The sequence below is a fragment of the Anaerolineaceae bacterium oral taxon 439 genome (assembly GCA_001717545.1).
Classification (GTDB): domain Bacteria; phylum Chloroflexota; class Anaerolineae; order Anaerolineales; family Anaerolineaceae; genus Flexilinea.
Genome location: CP017039.1, coordinates 24,317 through 43,194 on the forward strand (window position 1 = coordinate 24,317; position 18,878 = coordinate 43,194).

Below are 18,878 nucleotides of genomic sequence, written 5' to 3' on the forward strand. Positions count from 1 at the left end.
TCCCGTTACAGGCCGATGATGGCGACGATCTGATCTTCCGTCAGCTCACGCTTGAAGAAGTGGCTGTAGAAGTAAGCAATCTTTTCGGTCAGGTCCTCGGTGGTCTCCACCACCTTCCAGGCGGCGCTTTCCCAATAAGGCTCCAGATCCCGGAGGGAGGCGGTGAGGATGTCCCAGACGGTCTTCGCGTCCAAGGGGTAGCTGCCAATCAAAAACGACAGGAAGAACAGCGCCGCCAGCAACGCCAGAAGCCCCAGAACGGCAAGGCCGAAAACGCGTTGTTTATTGGAAATAAAGTGTGGCATGGGGCGTTCTCCTCCAAAAGAAAATACGCTTTCCCTTGATTATAGCAGATGGAAGCTCAGAAGCGGCTGTCCCAATATCAGGGTTTGATTCATGAATTTCAGAATACTGAAATATCTCCTCGGTTTTTTCTGAAAGCTATTTCCGTTTAACTCATTGATTAATTCAGGTGAGGAGGCTTATAATCATACATGCAATCCATTTCTTGCAGCGTGGATCCGACAATCAAAAGGAATTCGTATCAAAGGAGGAACTTGTATGATTTCCGGGAATAAAAGGAAGATGTTGATAATTCTTATCGCCGCCGTATTGGGCATGTCGTTAATGACCGGCTGCGGATCGAAGCCGACGGAGACGCCGGAAACGGGGGCGCCTGAGACCGGGGCGGACGCGCCGGTGACGCTGCGGTTTGCCTGGTGGGGGAATCAGGTCCGCAACGACCTGACGCAAAAGGCAAACGAGCGATATCACGAGTTGAACGGGAACGTCACCGTTCAGGGTTCGTTTTATCAGTGGAGCGATTACTGGAGCAAGATGGCGACGCAATCCGCCGGGAAGCAGATGCCGGATATTATTCAGATGGATCTCTCGTATATCGATCAGTATGTATCGAATAACCAGCTTCTCGATCTGACTCCGTATATTGAAAGCGGCGCGCTCGATACTTCGAAAATTCCGGAGAATATTCTCGTAATGGGAAAGGTTGGCGAAGGAAATTATGGGATCGCCGCAGGAGTGAACGTCATGTGCCTGTTTTACGATAAGGCGATTACGGATTCCGTCGGCGTCACGATCGAAGACAATATGACTTTCGACGCGTTCGTCGAAGTCGCGAAGAAAATTACCGCCGAGACGGGCTATCGTGCGAAACTGATTTACGACGCGAACTATATGCGCGATTGGGCGCGCGCGGAAGGGATTTCGATTCAGAAGGCTGAGATGCCGGTTGACAGCGCCGACGCTTATGTTCCGTATTTTCAGATTCTTGTAGACGGGGTCGCTGAAGGATGGCATACCACTCCGGACGTCATGACCGGGAACGCGATTGAAATGGAACCGCTCGTTTATGGCTCAACGCCGGAAACCATGTCCTGGTGCACGCTGAACGGCGGGAGTAATCAACTGACCGCGCTGCAAAAAGCGGCGAAGGAGGGTCAGAAAATTACCGTTTCGACTATTCCGACCAGCGATCCGATCAAATCGAATTACCTGAAACCGAGCATGTTCTTTTCGATCAGCGCGGATACAAAAAATCCGGACGCGGCGGTAGCGTTCCTGAACTACCTGATCAATTCGGTGGAAGCGAACGAAATTCTTTTAGGCGAGCGCGGCGTGCCGATCAATACTGACATCGCTGATTTTATTTACGATAAAATCACGCCGGGAGAACAGGAAGTCATCAAGTTCGTCACTGAGGTCGTTACGCCGAACAGCAGTCCGATCGATCCTCCGGATCCGAAAGGCTCTTCTGAATTAAACGCCGCCTTGCGCGATATTGTCGAGAAAGTCGGTTACGGCGAATACAGCGCTGAAGAAGCGGCGCAGGAATATTTCACACGCGGAACCGAAATTTTCGCGGAAAGCAATAAATAGGCTGCATATCCCTGGATATTCAGGATTGCCTGCCGCTTTTGATCCCGAATCACGAGCGGCAGATTTTTAAACAACGCGGCTGAAGGAGGAGCGGATGAATTCAATTCAAAGACTGAATCGATGGCTGAATCGGGAGAGCGTAGCCGGGGTCGTTTTCAGCCTGCCGTTTATTATCGGTTTTTTACTGTTTCTGGCGGTTCCGATGGGTTTGTCGCTGATCTATTCGTTCAGCGACTATGATATTTTATCGCCGGCGCGTTTCGCCGGGTTCAGCAACTATATCAGGATTTTTACTCATGATCAAACGTTTATCAGCTCGGTCAAAGCAACGTTTTATTTCGCGCTCGTATCGGTTCCGCTGCGGCTGGTTTTTGCCCTGATCGTGGCGCTGATTCTGGTCAGGCCGACGAAGGCGGTCGGGTTTTATCGCGCCGCTTATTACCTGCCTTCGATTATCGGCGGCTCGGTCGCGATTTCGGTGTTGTGGCGGCGAATGTTTGCTGTTGACGGCGTCGTTAACAGTCTTTTGGGCCTGATTGGAATTCCGTCGAATCTGCCTTGGCTCTCGAATACGCGGACGGCGATCTGGACGCTGATTATCTTAGCCGTCTGGCAGTTCGGGTCGTCGATGCTGATTTTTCTCGCTTCGTTGAAACAGATTCCGGCTTCTTTGTACGAAGCGGCGGAAATCGACGGCGCGTCCGGATGGCGGACATTTTTTAATGTCACGCTGCCGCTGCTGACGCCGACGATTTTCTTTAATCTGGTGATGCAGACGATTAACGGTTTCCTCGCGTTTACGCAGAGTTTAATCATTACCGACGGTCGTCCGTTGAATACGACGCTGTTCTATGCGGTGTACATGTACCGACAGGCGTTCCAATACGGCAACGCCGGATATGCGGCGGCTCTCGCATGGGTCATGCTGGCGTTTATCGGCCTGCTGACGTTTATTTTATTCCAGACAAAAAAATACTGGGTTTATCAGCAGGATTGATGGAAAGAGACTGGTGAAAATGAAAGGTAAAAAAATAACGAAAGCCGTCGTTTATCATGTACTTGTCTGCGGCCTTGGGTTGGTGATGCTTTATCCGTTGATCTGGATGTTCATGAGTTCGTTTAAAGAGACGACTTCTATTTTTCGGACAGCCGGGTCCCTGATCCCTGAGCAGTTTACGATCGCCAATTATACGAACGGCTGGCGGGGGATGGGGGGCGTTTCATTCGCTTCCTTTTTTGGAAATTCGCTTCTGATTTCGTTGACAGCGACACTGGGGACGCTGGCGTCGTCTGCGCTGGTCGCTTTTGGATTATCGCGCTGTAGATTCCGTGGGAAAGGGATCCTCCATGTCGCGATGCTGGCGTCGATGATGCTTCCTGGTCAGATCCTCATGGTTCCGCAGTATCTCTGGTATCAGAAGCTGGGCTGGGTCGGATCGTACGCGCCGTTAATCGTACCGTACTGTTTTGCGGTTCAGGGATTTTTCGTCTTCCTTTTCATGAATTTCATGGAGGGAATTCCGCGTGAGCTGGACGAAGCCGCGAAGATTGACGGCTGTTCCTACTATGGGATTTTCTTCCGGATCGTCCTGCCGCTGGTTTCGCCGGCGCTGATTACCGGCGCGATCTTTTCGTTCATGTGGCGTTGGGATGATTTCATGTCAGCGCTGCTGTATATTAACGACGTCGCGAAATACCCCGTGTCGCTGGCGCTGAAGCTCTTCTCCGATCCCGGCTCGTCTTCGGATTTTGGTTCGATGTTCGCGATGTCGGTTCTTTCTCTGGTTCCGATTGTCATTGTTTTTATTTTGTTCCAGAAATACCTCGTCGAAGGCATCGCTTCAACCGGTATCAAGGGCTAATCAGCAGGCAAAGGAGCAGCTTACGAACGTCAGCATTATCGGCTGTGGCAATATCGCGAAAGTTCATTCGTCCGTCCTGACGGGAATCGACGGCGTCCGGGTCACTGGGTTCGTTGACCCGATCCGTACGCGGGCTGAGGCACTCGCGGCGGAATACGGATCGCCTGAAAGCGGCGTTTATGCGTCGTTGGAAGAGCTCTTCAGCGATCGGGCAATCGACGCGGTGCATCTTTGTACGCCTCATAACCTTCACCCCGAGCAGGCGATCGCCGCTCTCGATCACGGCTGCCATGTTTTCATGGAAAAGCCGCCGGCGATTGACCTCGACGAGTTTGAGCGGCTGCGCAATCGCGCGGCGCAATCCGATCGGCGCGTCGCCGTCTGTTTCCAGAATCGTTATAATGACGGGTTCCGCCGTGCGCTCGACCTCGTCCAGCGCGGCGATCTCGGTTCGATTGTTGGCAGCCGGGGAATCGTAACTTGGAACCGGGAACGCAGGTACTACGCCGGGTCGGACTGGAAAGGAACCTGGGCGAGAGAGGGCGGCGGCGTCCTGATCAATCAGGCAATCCACACGCTCGACCTGATGACGCAGCTCATGGGGAAACCGATCGAAGCGGAGGCGTCATTCATGAATCACAGGCTTAAGTCCGTCATCGAGGTCGAAGACACGATCGAAGCCTGCGTCCGTTTCGAAAAAGGAGACGCGGTTTTTTACGCGACGAACGCCTATCGCGACGACAGTCCCCCGTTTATCGAGGTCGTTTGCACGAAAGGCAAGCTACGCCTCGAAGGGAACCAGCTTGAAACGTTCGCAGGAGACGGGCGATCAACGGTCTATGATCCACCGTCAGAAGCGATCGGAGGAAAAGCCTACTGGGGGGACAGTCATCCTCGCTGTATCCGCGATTTTTACGACGGAATCCGAAACGGATCCTCGAATCGGGTCAGCCTGGACAGCGTCGCGGATTCTTTTCGGTTGGCGCTCGGTCTTTATCAATCCGCGCGGGAACATCGCGTCATCCGATTCAGCGGATGACCGCGGTCCCGCGCCAGGAAAAAACGGAAATCGGAATCAAAATGAAATCAACCGTCCGCGCGTTTTCAGCGGAACGGAAAATCGGAGCCAAAGAAGAAATTATGGAAAAAGTAAAGCTGGGTATCATCGGTATTGGGAATATGGGGTCGGTCCATCTGGGGAATATCCTGAAAGGGAAGGTCCCCGGTTTGGAGCTGGCGGCCGTCGCGGACCGAAAAGAATCGCGCAGGGCGCAGCTCCGTGAGACGCTTCCAGCGGCGATTGAAATCTTTGAGGAAGGGCGGGATCTGATTGAGCGTGGGAGCGTCGACGCGGTCCTGATCGCAGTTCCGCATTATCAGCATCCCGAATTATCGATCGCAGCGTTCCGGAAGGGGCTTCATGTGCTTTGCGAAAAGCCGGCGGGCGTTTATACGAAGCAGGTTCGCGAAATGAACGAAGCGGCGAAAAAGTCCGACGTCGTCTTCGCCATGATGTTCAATCAGCGGACGAATTGTATCTATCGAAAGATTCATGAGATGATCGAGAACGGCGAAATCGGCGCAATCCGCCGCGTTAACTGGATCATTACCGACTGGTACCGAACGCAAATCTATTACGATTCGGGGAGCTGGCGCGCGACCTGGGACGGAGAAGGCGGCGGCGTGCTGCTGAACCAATGCCCGCATCAGCTCGACCTGCTGCAATGGCTCTGCGGACTGCCAGTTCGGGTCCAAGGCTTCTGCCATGAAGGAAAGTGGCATGATATCGAGGTAGAAGACGATGTAACCGCGGTACTTGAATTCGCGAATGGAGCGACCGGCGTTTTCGTGACTTCGACCGGCGACGCTCCGGGGACGAACCGGCTTGAGATTACCGGAGAAAACGGGAAACTCGTCAGCGAGGATGGGAAGCTGACCTTCTGGCGCCTGAAACAAAGTATTCCTGAGCACTGCGCGACGAGCCAAGGCGGTTTCGATAAGCCGGGGATGGAAATCGTCAAGGTTGAAACCGATGGGCAGGATGAAGAGCATATCGGGGTGATAAAAGCGTTCGCTGGGAGGATTCTGAACGGAACGCCGTTGGTCGCCGAAGGCGTCGAAGGCATACGCGGACTGACGCTTTCGAACGCGATCCACCTGTCAAGCTGGCTCAAGCGACCGGTTGAAATTCCGTTTGACGAGGATCTTTTCCTCGCCGAGCTGGAAAAGCGGCGCGCTTCGTCGCGCGCGAAGGAAGACCGCGATATCGTTTTCAACACGGAAGGCTCTTACGGAAAGTAGTTCGATTTTATATCCAACTTAAGATGAAAGGATCGAAAAATGAAAAATAAAATAATAATCTCGGGTTTCGCTGACGAAATCGCTCCGCAGCTGAGCAACCAGATTAACGTGATCCGGAAGCTGGGAATTTCTCATATCGAAATGCGCGGGGTAGACGGGCTTTCTCTCGTTCTCCATCCATTTGACGACGTTTGGAAAATTAAATCGGTTCTCGACCAGAACCGGATTCGCCTGTCGGCGGTCGGCTCGCCGATCGGAAAAATCCAGATTACCGATCCGTTCGAGCCGCATTTTGAACTCTTCAAACGGACGATCGCGATCGCGAAAATCCTGAATACGCGACTGATCCGCATGTTCAGTTTCTTCATCCCTGAAAACGAGAACGCGGAAAAGTATCAGGACGAGGTCTTTAAGCGCATGGATGCGTTCGTGAATTACGCCGCGGATCAGGACGTTATCCTTCTTCATGAGAATGAAAAAGATATTTACGGCGATATTGCGCCGCGCTGCCGCGCGTTAATGGACCGGTTTTACGGTGAGAATTTCAAAGCGGTCTTTGATTTCGCGAATTTCGTCCAGGTGGGTCAGGATACGCTGGAAGCGTACGAGCTGCTGAAGCCGTTCGTTTATTATATTCATGTTAAAGATGCGCTCAAGTCGGACCGTCAGGTTGTTCCGGCAGGTTACGGAGACGGAAACGTTGAAACAATCCTGCGCGCGCTTTTCGACAGTGGTTTTAACGGTTTCCTTTCGCTCGAACCGCATCTGGCAAACTTCACCGGTTTCAGTCTTCTGGAGCAAGGGGACGGCCATCGGAAAGAGCCGATGAGCGGCGAGGAGGCGTTTACGACTGCGTATTTTGCGCTGAAGAAGATCCTGGACCAGCTTGGGGTCACTGTCCCGGCATGATCGCTGAAAACGGGTCGCGGAAAATTTCAGGGTTCGAATCGAACGAATAGCTTTTTCGTACGTCAGGAGAGCGGATCGAAACCGCTCTCCTGACTCTTTTTAACCTGGCTGTCATAAGCTATGATCTCGTTCGCTTTTATCCACTAAAATTAAATTCATACTAAATCCCATGATTCAGCGCGTTTCGCGGCAGGCGGCGCGTTAATTAGTCGGTTCTCGGTCTTAACTCAAAAAGGGGGCAACAATGAAAAGGGTTTCTATTCTTCTGTTCTGTATCATTATAGTGTTCGCTTTCCCGCTTCCATCAGCGGGACGGGAGGCTGTCTTTAAGACCAGCTTCAACAGCGGTGATATTCCCTCAATCGATCAGTCGCTCGTCAGCGATTTCATCGGTATTCAATTGGCTGACGAGATGACAGTTGGGCTCTTTCGGCAGGACGAAATCACCGGCGCGATCGAACCAGGGATGGCGACGGATTGGGAACTCAGCGAAGATCGGTTGTTGATTCGGATGAATCTTTTGAAAGACGTTCCCTGGGTCCGCTATGACGCCGAGAGTGGCGCGGTCGAAGAAGTGAAAAACTGCGACGGAGGCGTCCGAACTGTCACAGCTCATGATTTCGTCTATGGAATCGAGCGGACGCTGCGGCCCGATACCGCTTCGCCTTACGCGTTCCTGGTTAATCAGGTCGTGTCCGGCGCGGCCGCCTATCATAGCGGCGAGACGACCGACTTTACGACCGTCGGCGTCAAAGCGGTCGACAATTCAACGCTCGAAATCCGGTTTACAGAGAGCGGCGAATTTAACCTGTCGATTCTTTCGATGTGGATGATGCATGCGATGCCGTCCTGGATTATCGACGGGGATACCTGTACCGAGGGACTTGGGGAACGCTGGACCGAGGCGGAAACGTACCAGGGCTACGGACCGTTCACGTTGAAGGAATGGGTCCATGATTCGAATTTGACGCTGATCCGGAATCCGTTCTGGCCTGGGACGGATTCGGTCCCCGAACCGAAGCTGGACGAGGTTCAGTACGCGCTGATCGGGGACGTCATGGCGCTTTCGGAATATGAGTCGGGGAATATGGATTACGCCGTGATTCCGGCGGGCGATTACGACCGGATCACGACCGACCCGCTCTACGCGGATCATCTCGTTTTCCAGCCGACGTCGATCGGGACGGAATGGCTGGCTTATAATTCGCTCTTAGCTCCAACCGACGACGTTCGGGTCCGGCTGGCGCTGAGTTACGCTGTCGACAAGGACGCGATCGTTCAGGCGGTCAGAGCGGGCGTCAGCGCCCCTTATTTCGTGAATCCCGGCGTTTCCGGCGCGCCGAAGCTCGAAGTTTATCCGGATCTGGGAATTATGTATGACCCTGAAAAGGCGAAGGCGCTGCTGGCGGAATACTGCGAAGAGAAGGGGATTACGCCGTCCGAAATTGAAATCATCTATGCCTACAGCACGTCAGATCAGAATAAGCTTCGCGCCGAGGCGGTCCAGTCGATGTGGGAAAAGACGCTGGGGATTAAAGTCAGCTTGCAGAACAGTGAGTGGGCAGTGTTTAAAGTTGAGCGAAAGGAAGGATTGGCGAACGTCTACCGCTCGTCATGGGTTCAGGATTACATGGACGCGAATAATTTCACAGCGGACGTATTCCTCTGCCCTGGCGGCGGGTACCAGGAAATCCTGGATTGGCCGTCGCTCGGTTGTACCGATCTGTCGAATCCGAACTATATTCGTTACGCCGATACGATCCGGACGGCGGGGAAAGAATCCGATCCCGGGAAGCGCGCCGAATTATACGCCGCCGCGGAAGAGATCCTGCTGATCGACGAGGCGATTCTGAATCCGCTGAGTTGGAATTACGCGTATGTCCTGATGAACCCGGCGATTACTGCGCCCGAATCCGCGACCGGGTACCAGCGTTGGGAGAAATGGGAAAAAGCAGGGGAATAAGCGCCTGTTCGTTTACATTTTACATAAAAAGACGGCTCATTTTTATCATGAGCCGTCTTTTGATTTCCCATTTTCCGGTTTATTTTTTCGTTTCGGGCGGCGGGAGGAGCGCCAGTCCGAGTTCTTTCAGTTGCCCGTCCATGGCCTCCGACGGAGCGCCGGACATCATATCGCGGGCGGCGTTATTCTTCGGGAACGCAATAACCTCGCGGATATTCGGTTCATTCGCCAGGAGCATGACCAGCCGGTCAATCCCGGGAGCGATTCCGCCATGCGGCGGGGCGCCGTATTCGAACGCGTCCATGATCTGATGAAACCGTTCGTCCGCGACTTCCTTCGGCAGCCCAATCAGCTTAAAGATTTTTTCCTGAAGCGACCGCTCGTGAATCCGGATCGAACCTGACGCTAACTCATAATTGTTCATGACCATATCGTACTGATCGCCGAGAATGCGTCCCGGATCGCTGTCCAGGAACGCCATATCCTCTTTGCGCGGACGCGTAAAAGGATGATGCGTCGCGTCCCAGCGGTTCTCTTCTTCTTTCCATTCAAACAGCGGGAAGTCGACAATCCAGCAGAACGCCAGGACGTTCGGATCGCGCAGCCCTAAACGGTCACCGAGCAGGATGCGCAGCCGCGCCAGGCTGTCCAGCGCTACGGCGGTTTTATCGGCGACGAAGAGCAGCAGATCGCCGTTTTTCGCGTTCATCGCCTTGAGCAATTCGGCGAATTTTTCGTCGCTGAAAAATTTTTTGAACGGCGAAGTGGTTTCGCCGTTCTGATCGATCTTGACGTAAGCGAGACCCTTCGCGCCCCAGAGCTTGACCTGCTCGGTGAGCTCGTCGAGCTGCTTGCGCGTGCTTTCGCCGAGGCCTTCGGCGTTGATCCCGCGGACCGTTCCGCCGTCTTTGACCGCGTTCACGAAAACCGAAAATTCGCTGTCCCTGACGAAATCGGAAACGTTAACGAGTTCCATTCCAAATCGCATGTCGGGAGCGTCTTTCCCAAAACGGTCCATTGCTTCCTGATACGTCAGCTTTGGCCAGGGAGCGAACAGGACTTTCTTTTCCGGCGTGATCTTCGCGATCATTTTGGTGAATAAATCCTCGACCAGGTCCAGGACATCGTCCCGTTCAACAAACGACATCTCCATATCCAGCTGGGTAAATTCGGGCTGGCGGTCGCCGCGCTGATCTTCGTCACGGAAGCATCGGGCAATCTGGAAATATTTCTCGATTCCGGCGACCTGGAGAAGCTGCTTGAGCTGCTGCGGACTTTGAGGAAGCGCGTAGAACTGCCCCGGGTAAATTCGGGACGGGACGAGATAATCGCGCGCGCCTTCGGGCGTTGTTTTGAAAAGAATCGGCGTTTCGACTTCATAGAAGCCGCGTTCGTCGAGATAGTCACGGATAAATTTGATCAATCGATGGCGCAGCCGCAAATTAGATTGCATCCGTTCGCGGCGCAGGTCGAGGTAACGATACCTGAGACGGATCGATTCCTCGGTGTTCTCCTCTTTGTTAATTGCGAACGGAAGCGGTTTGCACGTGTTTAATACGGCGACTTCGGACGCGCTGACCTCGATCTCGCCGGTTGGCAGATTTAGATTAACGGATTCGGCGGGGCGGAAACGAACCTCGCCCGTAACCTGCAACACCCATTCCACGCGAACGTCGCTGACCAGCTTTGCGAATTCCGGCGAATTTTCGGGGTTGATCACGATCTGAACCAGGCCGGAACGGTCACGCAGATCAATAAAATATACGCCGCCATGATCGCGGAAACGATGAACCCAACCGGCGAGAACGACGGTTTTTCCCGCGTCGACGGCGGTCAATTCGCCGCAGCTTCGATTTCTATACATATCGTTGGCCCTCTCTGATCCCTCGCTGCGTTCTCTTGCAGCGGAATAGATATTTGCGTGAAATTATAACGCTGATAAAGGAGGTTTAAAGATGAAAAGTGCGCCTTGGATCGGGAAGCGGACGGTTCCGGACTTTGCCGCGTGGTTCCCGCCGCAAGGTCAACCCTCGGTTCAGCTTTCTTCCAGCTTCTCGCTTCTGAGATGTTCTCGAAGCCGGCGCCGGAGGATTTTCCCGGCGTCGTTCCTCGGAAGCGCTTTGACGACGATAAACCGCTTTGGCGCGGCGTATGGAGCGATCGCGGACGTTACCGCTTTTTTCAGCCGCAGTTCGAGTTCTTCGCTCCATGCAGCCCCTTCTTTCAGGACAAGAACCGCAGCAACCGCTTCGAAGATAAGCGGATCCGGAACGGAAACGACGGCGGCATCGGCGACCGACGCGTCGGCGGTCAGGACGGACTCGACTTCAAACGGTCCGAGCAGGTGCCCGGAGGTGTTAATAATATCGTCGTCGCGCCCGATAAATTTAAAGCGTCCCTGTTCGTCGCGCGCCGCGAGATCGCCGCTCAGGTAGTATTCCCCGCTGAATTTCGACACGGTCAGGTCTGCCCGTCCAGCGTAGCTCAGGAAGGCGCTGTCCCAGCCGCAGCGCAGCGCCAGCTTCCCCACTCGAGCCGGGGAATTGTCCGGGAGCGGGACGAGTTCGTCGTCCAGCAGCGCGACTTCGGAGTCATCCGCCGCCCGACCCATCCAGCCCGGCCGAATTTCATCTCCGGGCAGGTTAGCGATTCGGATCGTTCCGGCTTCCGACTGAAACCAGGTATCATAAATAGTTCGGCCGAGGACGCGCCGGCCCCATTCATAAACCGCCTCGCTCAGCGGTTCGCCGACGCTGAAAATCGCGCGCAGTCTTTCTAACTCGAACGCTGCGAAAAATGCGTCGTCCATGCGCATCAATCCGCGCAGCGCCGAAGGCGCGGTATAAAACGTTGAGACGCCGGCGCTTCCCAGGAGAGGGAGCCACCGTTTGGCATGGAACGCGCCGGTATAGCGGATCGAGACGGCGCTGCCGAGAATTGGCCCGATGACAGAGTAGACCGTCCCGGTAATCCAGGCCGGATGCGCCGTGCACCAGTACGTTTCGCCCGGTTGGACGCCTAAAACATTTTTCATGCTGCGGAGGATTGGCTCGGCGATGCCCTGTCGATGCAGCACTGCTTTCGGGAATCCGGTTGATCCGGAGGTGAAGATCATGAATGCGGGGTCGTCCGGTCCCGGCGCGGCAGGCTCAAATCCGGATCCTGGCATGGCCGCCTTGATATCCTCCGTCCGCAGGACCATCCGCAGCCCGGGACTGGCGTCGATCGCCGTTGACAGCGCGGGAGAATCCTGGTCCAGAATCAGGACGTCCGCAGCGCCGGACCGGAAACGCACGCTCAGCGCGTCCGCGCCGTAATCGGTGAAAAGCAGACATGGGACCGCGCCTATTAAAACGGACGCCCAGAAATACACCGTCATTTCGGGTTCCGACGTCAGCGACAGGAAAACATGATCTCCCTTACGAACGCCGGCGTCTTTCAGCCCTCCCGCAATCCGTTCGACCGCCGATTTGAACTCGTTTGCTGTGAACGTGGTTTCCGTGAGGCGTCCGTCGAAGACGCGGAGAATGACGCCGGCGTCGGGCTTTTCGAAGCGATCCTGCCATGCTGAGACGAGCGTTTTCATACGTTTTCCTCCTTTTTAGTCGGCGCGTCGTCAGGCTGCCGCGGGACCTTTGCCGCGCCGATGGCATCATAATTGTACCGAAAAGTTCAGGTCAAAGGGTTTGAATTCCTGAATCGTACGGACCATCAGCCTTCGTCAGGTATAATCAGGAACGATGGAGAAATTGAAGCTGAATTGCCATATCGTCAGGGTGATCCTGATCGCGTTCGCGCTGGGAAGCTGGATCGCGGGGGGCGTTTTCGCGGAATCGTACGACGTCGACAGCGGATTCCGCCCAATTAAAGACGGCTTTTCATTTGTCAATTATGGCGAAGTCGGGTGCAGCGACCCGCTCTGTTTCCGGGAATTCCCGATCGTTAATTTAGGCGTTGACGAGATGGTCCGGCTGTTTGGACGGAGCGTCTGCGTCAATCCGGACGCGGACGAATCCTGCGCACTGTCTAAAGTTGCGGCCAGCTGGATGGAAAACGCAAATGCAGCGATGAATAACGGGCATTGCGAAGGATTGTCGATCCTGAGCGCGCTGTTTTATCGAGGCGTCCTGGCTCCGGACCGTTTCGGCGCGCCCACGGTTGATCAGCTTTTTCTTCCCGGGAATACCCGCCTTCAGCGGGAGATTGCGTACTGGTACGCGACCCAGCTGCTGACGGAGACAGTTGTCGTCGAAGAGGATCCGATCGCGCTGCTGCGAACGCTGATTCTGGCGTTGCGCGAGAATCCGGACCGGATCATTCAGCTGGGGCTTTACCGCCGTGATCGTCAGTTCGGCCATACCGTCAGCGCGTATGCGATCCGGGATATGGGAGAAGGGATCTTCCGCGTCATGGTCTATGACAGCAACTTCCCGGCAATCGAACGTTTTATCACGATCGACGTGAAGACGAACAGCTGGCAATATCTCGGTTCGTCTCTCCCGACGGCGAAGACGACGATTTACAGCGGCGAAGGGACGTTTAATCCGATCCGGCGGATCGAGATGAACGAAAAACTGGACGGGTTCCATTGCGAATTCTGCCCAACGCCTGAAGAGGCGTCGGACGCGCCAGTCCGAATCGTGACGAACGGGAAAACGGATATCTTCATCGCGGACGAAACCGGGAAAAAAGCGGGCGTGGATTGGAAAACGGGCGAATCGTTCGACGAACTCCCCGGCGTTACCTTCCGTCAGATCCTGGGGACGAACAGCGCGGTTTTCCCGCGCGATCAGCAGTATTTTTTCTGGCTGAATTCGCCGAACGATCAGCAATGGCAGCGATTTCATGTTTCGCTGACCGAGCCAGGGTCGATCCTGACGCTGACGAACGTTCTGGAAAGCTATGAATATCCGACGCTGACGTATCGGCCGGCGGATCCTGACGCGAATATTTCGTTTGAGTCGTTCGACGTTCTGGCTTCTCCGAACGCGCTTCCGGAAATCAGCTACGTCGTCGCGAACCAATCGGTCGAAGCGCGGATCGCTTTTCAGCCGGAGGCGATCGGTAATTTGGAAGAGGTTCCGAATCTGAATATCTTTTTATTCCATGATGAAAGTATTGGAACGATTGCGATCGAGGTGTATCCAGCGAAGGAGAGCGAGGCGAGCGCCGCGGCGGAGGATTTTTCGCTGCGGTTTAATGGGCGGATCGAGCTGTATCAGGGCGAGAAGGCGCTGACGGCGGAAAGCGCGGCTTTCCTGCAACCGGTTGAAATCGGGCTGGGGGGACGATTTACGTTTAATTACCTTGAGTGGGGCGAGACAGGGCGGCTGCGGTTCGACGTTCTGCCGTCGGAAATGGGACTGATCTGGACGTTTGACGCGGAGTAGCGTTGGTTTGTCAATGATGCGTTTACTTCAGTCGAACTCATATCCCACTCACCGCCTGATTTTCCTCTCCGTTTCGTTCCCTGATTTTTAGACGAATATTATGGTAAAATACGGTCAGGCTCTAAAAAATCAAGTAAAGGTAAAAAACGTGACCCAAGAGATTTTCTTTTCGCTGATTCTCCCAGCGCATAACGAACAGGAGCGGCTCCCGGGCTGTATCGAGAAAGTCGCGGCGTTCGTTTCGACGTTTAAATACCCGATCGAAGTCCTGATCGTCGAGAACGCAAGTTCGGATAAAACGTTCGAGCTCGCGGAGTCATACGCGGAAAAGTTCGAGTGGCTCCGGGCGATTAAGGACGATCAGCGCGGGAAAGGACGCGCTGTCCGGACCGGAATGCTCGCCGCACGCGGAAGGATTCGCTTTTTCGCCGACGTTGATTTTTCGATGCCGATCGACGAGATTTATAATTTCCTTCCGCCGCGAATGACGGATCGGTTCGACGTTGCGATCGGATCGCGCGAGGCCGAAGGCGCGGTCCGCTACGACGAGCCGGAGCTCAGGCATTTCACAGGCAGAGTTTTTAACTGGGTCGTCCGGATCCTCGCGGTCCATGGCCTGAAGGACACCCAATGCGGATTTAAATGTTTCACGGCGGAAGCGGCGGAAAAATTATTCAGTAGGCAGAAAATCGACGGCTGGGCGTTCGACGCCGAGGTCCTCTTCATTGCGCAGCGACTGGGACTGCGTATCATCGAGGTTCCGGTACAGTGGTACTACGACGGATCGAGCAAGATTCATATCTGGAGCGACGCGATCAAGATGATTCGCGAGCTGGTCCAGATTCGGATTAACGCATGGAAAGGGCTTTACAAATAAAGCGCATTATGCCGACGCTGACATATGAGAAGGCTCTTCAGATGGAGGGCTTTTTTTGTATCGCCGGGATTGACGAAGCTGGACGCGGAGCCTGGGCCGGACCGGTCAGCGCCGCCGCCGTGATCCTCCCCAACGCGCTGGACGCGTCGTTTTCCGCTTCGATCCGCGACAGCAAGCTGCTGACCCCGGCGCAGCGGAAAACCGCTGCGGTCGAAATCCGGGAGCGCTGCGTCGGCGCGTCGATCGCGTTCGCGACTGCGGCTGAAATTGACGAAATCGGGATTTTAAACGCGACGAAACTGGCGATGACGAGAGCCATTTCGGGCCTGATCCCCGCGCCGGACGCGCTGCTGATCGATTTTATCCGGCTGGATTCGCTGCGGATGCGCCAGCGGACGCCGGCGCATGGGGACCGCGACTCGCTGACGATTGCGGCCGCGTCGATTTTAGCGAAAACGGCGCGGGACGAATGGATGGAACGCGCCGCAGAGGCGGCTTATCCCGGTTACGGTTTTGCACGGCATAAGGGATACGGGACCCGGATCCATCAGGAGGCGCTGACAACGCTGGGCGTCTCCCCGATCCATCGGCATTCCTACGCCCCGGTCCGCAGCGCCGCTAAAAGGATCAACGCGCTCCGGCTTACGTCCTGATATAGCGCTGGTTCCGGCTGTTCGGCTTCTCCGGAACCGTCATCGCGACCAAACCCTGATCCATCGCCGGCGTCAGATAATGCTTACGGAACGTCTCTCTGGACCTCAATCCCAACAGCGTCATCAGCTCGATCGCTGAATAGGAAACCCCATACGCCATAACGTTCAGCAGCCTCCCGATATACGTGTTCGTTTCAGCTCCCGCGATACGCAGCTGATCCAGAGCTTCGTCGAGAGCCTGATCGATCCGTTCCAGCATGAATTCGACAAAGCCGATAGAATCGCCGCGCCGATTCGACGCGGCGATCGCTTCATAGTATCCGTCCTGAAATTTTTCGATCTGGTTTTCCAACGGAATCGATTCGTATACAGGACGCCACTGAGCCAGCAGCGCTGAATGCCAAAGCCTCGCCATCCGGCCGTTCCCATCCGAAAACGGATGAATAAAAACGAATTCATAGTGAAAAACCGCGGACAGGATCAGCGGATGAATCTCCGCGCGATTCGCCTTCATCCATGAAAATAACTCAGCCATCAAGCCCGGGACGTTCCGAGCCGGCGGCGCGATAAAAACGCACTGGTCCCCAGAGAAAACGCCCTCTTCGCCTTTTCGGAAGCTGCCCGATTCAGCGATCAACCCAGCGGTCATTACCCCATGAATCCGCTTCAGATCCTGAAGATTATACGGGTCTATCTCCTGAAGCTGATCGTAGGCCCAAAACGCGTTTTTCACCTCCTGAATTTCGATCCGATCCCCGATCACGGCGCGACCGTCGATAACGTCGCGGACTTCGGAAAGCGAAAGGGAATTCGCCTCAATCCTCAACGAAGCATGAATCGATCGGATCCGATTATTCCGGCGCAGCCGCGGCCTGACGTCCAACGCTCCACAGCTGACGACTTTTTCAGTCTTCTCTGAAATCGTCGCGACCAGCCTGAGCGCTTTATTCGTAATGATAAAAGGCGGCGTATACCCGGCCATGTTCGCTCCCTGTTAACTTGCGTATTACCTTGCGTATTATCTTACTCGTTTTTGATCAGCGAGGAGAAGCGGAACGGGGAACGCATTATTCACGGACCGGCCCAGCGTCTTCCCTGGCATTTCTGATTCCGCCAATCCAGCAACATGACGCCAGTCCCGACGGATTCAGATCAACGCGCAGCCTGATTTATAATTAGCGCATGAATAAGAAAATAAGTTTCCTGATTCTCGCCGCGCTGCTGACGCTGAGCGGCTGCCGGTTACCGACGGAAACGATTCGCGAAGCTGAAAAAGAAATCGACGGAGCGAACGCGCCGAAACGGCTGACAGTCCTGCTGACCGGGATCCCGGCGAACGTGAACCTTCTCGGGACGTTATCCGAATCCGGGGCGACGATCGCCGACGCGCTTTTCGACGGACCGTTCGACGAGATCAACGGCGAGGAGTTCCCGGTGATCTTTTCGAGCGTCAGCGTCGAAACGGAAGCTGTCGAAGTCGTTCCCGGCGAAACGATCTACAGCGCCGCCGAACGCGCCGAACCGCTTACGCTGGACACGCGCGTCATCCCGGCGGATAGCGAGGCTGTCTGCGGTTACAGTAATTGCGGCGTGACGCTGGCGACGCTCCCGCCGGGCGCACCGCTCCGACTGACGCGGGCGACGGTAACGTTTATCCTTCGCGACGAGCTCCGCTGGTCAGACGGCGAACCGGTTACGGCGGAGGACGCGGCGCTTTCCTACGAGTTATTCGGCGCAGGGAGCGGCGCTTCGGAAAGGACCGGGACGTACGAAATCGTCGGCGACCGTTCGCTCCGCTGGGTCGGGATTCCCGGATACGTTCCGGCTCGTCTGGCCGACGTCTTTCTCGCCCCGATCCCATCGCATTCCTTCCACGGAAAGAGCCTTGAAGAAATTCTTTCAGACCCAACGTTCACTGAGCGTCCGTCAGGCTGGGGCGCGTATCGTTTCGCTGATTCGAAGCGGGAAGACGGATCGCTTTTTTTAGAACGGAACCCATACTATTTTGGCGGCCCGGCGCCTTACGATGAAATCGTCTTCGCAGCGCGGGGCCGCGGCGAGGACAGCTTTGCCTACGCGCTGACCCATGGGAGCGGAACGATCACACAGTCGGGAATCGATTTCAGCGATCGAATCGAGCCGCTCTTAGAAGACATTCGCGATCGGAAGCTCAGCGCGTCGATCTATCCGACGCTCGACGTCCGGGAAATTATTTTCAACTTCGAAAGCGCGAACCTGCCGTTCCGCGAGCTGATCGCGGACAGCGCGGCCCGAAGCGCGTTAACGCAGTGCGTCGATCGAGCGCGCCTGATCCGGGAAATCGTCTATGGCCAGTCGGAAATCCCGGTCGCGGCTTACCCGTCGTTCCATGCGCTTTCGGGTGGAGTCGAAGGATATATCGGCTACGATCCGGCGAACGGACGCGAAACGGTCGCCGCGCTGGGCGGAGAGGGGCTCCCGCTGAAGCTGACGTATATTGCAGGGGAGACGAACCGCCGAACCGCCGCTTTCGTCCGCGACGGCTGGCGGGACTGCGGATTGGCGGTGGAAATCGAAGAAATCCCGCTTCAGGCGTTCGGACAGCTCCAGCGCGGGGAATTCGACGCGGCGCTGACGCTCCGGCCCGGGGGAGCGCTCCTCCCCTGCCGCGCGTGGCTCTCAACGGAGCGGCCCGACGACGCCGCGGACGGAAGCGGGATTAACCTGAGCCGGTTCGGCTCGAAGGATGTCGACGCTCTCTGCGCCGCGGCGCGGTTCAGCCCGCCGATCGGCGGCGGCGATTCGATGATCCGAACGGCGCAATCGATTTTTAACACCATGGCGATCACGATCCCGCTGTATTTCGAGCCGCGTTTTGCGCTGACAACGGCGGATGTCTGCGGCGTGGCGTCGGTGATCGGAATGCGCTCGATCCTCTGGAACGTCGAGCGATTAAGACCGGCGGGGATCGGTGAAGATTGCTACGCGCCGCAGTGGAACGATATTTACCAGCAGCTTTTTATAAATTGATGAACCGTTTTCGAAAAT

General features: G+C 55.4%; 15 protein-coding genes. 11 read left to right on the top strand and 4 right to left on the bottom strand.

The features are described from left to right. Nucleotides 1–5 precede the first annotated feature (5 nt). Nucleotides 6–305, bottom strand: a complete 300-nt coding sequence (locus BEQ56_00120; protein AOH42031.1) for a hypothetical protein — start codon at nucleotides 303–305, stop codon at nucleotides 6–8. A gap of 256 nt (nucleotides 306–561) precedes the next feature. Between BEQ56_00120 and BEQ56_00125 the strand changes: the two genes are divergently transcribed. The 7 genes from BEQ56_00125 (at nucleotide 562) to BEQ56_00155 (ending at nucleotide 8,931) form a co-directional block, all read left to right on the top strand. Continuing rightward, nucleotides 562–1,896 (top strand): hypothetical protein, encoded by a 1,335-nt coding sequence (locus BEQ56_00125; GenBank protein ID AOH42032.1) that lies wholly within the window; start codon nucleotides 562–564, stop codon nucleotides 1,894–1,896. 103 nt (nucleotides 1,897–1,999) lie between these two features. After that, complete coding sequence (locus tag BEQ56_00130) at nucleotides 2,000–2,893, top strand: ABC transporter permease (GenBank protein AOH44319.1); 894 nt, start codon at nucleotides 2,000–2,002, stop codon at nucleotides 2,891–2,893. 19 nt (nucleotides 2,894–2,912) lie between these two features. Further along, nucleotides 2,913–3,758: an ABC transporter permease gene (locus tag BEQ56_00135; GenBank protein ID AOH42033.1), complete on the top strand. Its 846-nt coding sequence runs from the start codon at nucleotides 2,913–2,915 to the stop codon at nucleotides 3,756–3,758. A gap of 34 nt (nucleotides 3,759–3,792) precedes the next feature. After that, entirely contained in the window at nucleotides 3,793–4,797 is a 1,005-nt protein-coding gene (locus BEQ56_00140; protein AOH44320.1) for a hypothetical protein, read from the top strand. 101 nt (nucleotides 4,798–4,898) lie between these two features. Then, a complete protein-coding gene (locus BEQ56_00145; GenBank protein ID AOH44321.1) occupies nucleotides 4,899–6,059 on the top strand; it encodes an oxidoreductase in 1,161 nt (386 codons plus the stop codon). A gap of 39 nt (nucleotides 6,060–6,098) precedes the next feature. Next, nucleotides 6,099–6,968, top strand: a complete 870-nt coding sequence (locus BEQ56_00150; protein ID AOH42034.1) for a xylose isomerase — start codon at nucleotides 6,099–6,101, stop codon at nucleotides 6,966–6,968. 244 nt (nucleotides 6,969–7,212) lie between these two features. Beyond that, complete coding sequence (locus BEQ56_00155) at nucleotides 7,213–8,931, top strand: hypothetical protein (GenBank protein ID AOH42035.1); 1,719 nt, start codon at nucleotides 7,213–7,215, stop codon at nucleotides 8,929–8,931. A 79-nt stretch (nucleotides 8,932–9,010) separates the two neighbouring features. On the opposite strand, the gene BEQ56_00160 is transcribed toward BEQ56_00155, so the two are convergent. Next, nucleotides 9,011–10,795 carry an aspartate--tRNA ligase gene (locus tag BEQ56_00160; protein AOH42036.1) on the bottom strand — a complete coding sequence of 595 codons (1,785 nt, stop codon included), beginning with the start codon at nucleotides 10,793–10,795 and terminating at the stop codon, nucleotides 9,011–9,013. Nucleotides 10,796–10,966: 171 nt separating this feature from the next. Further along, complete coding sequence (locus tag BEQ56_00165) at nucleotides 10,967–12,517, bottom strand: hypothetical protein (GenBank protein AOH42037.1); 1,551 nt, start codon at nucleotides 12,515–12,517, stop codon at nucleotides 10,967–10,969. A gap of 154 nt (nucleotides 12,518–12,671) precedes the next feature. Between BEQ56_00165 and BEQ56_00170 the strand changes: the two genes are divergently transcribed. The 3 genes from BEQ56_00170 (at nucleotide 12,672) to BEQ56_00180 (ending at nucleotide 15,851) form a co-directional block, all read left to right on the top strand. Continuing rightward, a complete protein-coding gene (locus BEQ56_00170) occupies nucleotides 12,672–14,321 on the top strand; it encodes a hypothetical protein (protein AOH42038.1) in 1,650 nt (549 codons plus the stop codon). Nucleotides 14,322–14,493: 172 nt separating this feature from the next. Next, nucleotides 14,494–15,198, top strand: coding sequence for a glycosyl transferase (locus BEQ56_00175; GenBank protein ID AOH44322.1), 705 nt, complete (start codon nucleotides 14,494–14,496; stop codon nucleotides 15,196–15,198). 8 nt (nucleotides 15,199–15,206) lie between these two features. Then, nucleotides 15,207–15,851, top strand: coding sequence for a ribonuclease HII (locus tag BEQ56_00180; protein ID AOH42039.1), 645 nt, complete (start codon nucleotides 15,207–15,209; stop codon nucleotides 15,849–15,851). On the opposite strand, the gene BEQ56_00185 is transcribed toward BEQ56_00180, so the two are convergent. Further along, the gene (locus tag BEQ56_00185) at nucleotides 15,841–16,833 is read right to left on the bottom strand and encodes a cell filamentation protein Fic (protein ID AOH42040.1); all 993 of its coding nucleotides are present in this window, start codon (nucleotides 16,831–16,833) and stop codon (nucleotides 15,841–15,843) included. The two genes, BEQ56_00180 and BEQ56_00185, sit on opposite strands and share 11 nt — an antisense overlap. Nucleotides 16,834–17,033: 200 nt before the next feature. On the opposite strand from BEQ56_00185, the gene BEQ56_00190 reads away from it, so the two are divergent. Further along, on the top strand, nucleotides 17,034–18,860 hold the full coding sequence (locus tag BEQ56_00190) for a hypothetical protein (protein AOH42041.1): 1,827 nt from the start codon (nucleotides 17,034–17,036) through the stop codon (nucleotides 18,858–18,860). The last annotated feature ends 18 nt before the right edge of the window (nucleotides 18,861–18,878 follow it).

Excerpts from the sequence above, each read along its gene's own strand:
- BEQ56_00120 (AOH42031.1), bottom strand. The coding sequence starts at position 305 with ATGCCACACTTTATTTCCAATAAACAACGCGTTTTCGGCCTTGCCGTT.
- BEQ56_00125 (AOH42032.1), top strand. The coding sequence starts at position 562 with ATGATTTCCGGGAATAAAAGGAAGATGTTGATAATTCTTATCGCCGCC.
- BEQ56_00135 (AOH42033.1), top strand. The coding sequence starts at position 2,913 with ATGAAAGGTAAAAAAATAACGAAAGCCGTCGTTTATCATGTACTTGTC.
- BEQ56_00145 (AOH44321.1), top strand. The coding sequence starts at position 4,899 with ATGGAAAAAGTAAAGCTGGGTATCATCGGTATTGGGAATATGGGGTCG.
- BEQ56_00150 (AOH42034.1), top strand. The coding sequence starts at position 6,099 with ATGAAAAATAAAATAATAATCTCGGGTTTCGCTGACGAAATCGCTCCG.
- BEQ56_00155 (AOH42035.1), top strand. The coding sequence starts at position 7,213 with ATGAAAAGGGTTTCTATTCTTCTGTTCTGTATCATTATAGTGTTCGCT.
- BEQ56_00160 (AOH42036.1), bottom strand. The coding sequence starts at position 10,795 with ATGTATAGAAATCGAAGCTGCGGCGAATTGACCGCCGTCGACGCGGGA.
- BEQ56_00165 (AOH42037.1), bottom strand. The coding sequence starts at position 12,517 with ATGAAAACGCTCGTCTCAGCATGGCAGGATCGCTTCGAAAAGCCCGAC.
- BEQ56_00170 (AOH42038.1), top strand. The coding sequence starts at position 12,672 with ATGGAGAAATTGAAGCTGAATTGCCATATCGTCAGGGTGATCCTGATC.
- BEQ56_00180 (AOH42039.1), top strand. The coding sequence starts at position 15,207 with ATGCCGACGCTGACATATGAGAAGGCTCTTCAGATGGAGGGCTTTTTT.
- BEQ56_00185 (AOH42040.1), bottom strand. The coding sequence starts at position 16,833 with ATGGCCGGGTATACGCCGCCTTTTATCATTACGAATAAAGCGCTCAGG.
- BEQ56_00190 (AOH42041.1), top strand. The coding sequence starts at position 17,034 with ATGAATAAGAAAATAAGTTTCCTGATTCTCGCCGCGCTGCTGACGCTG.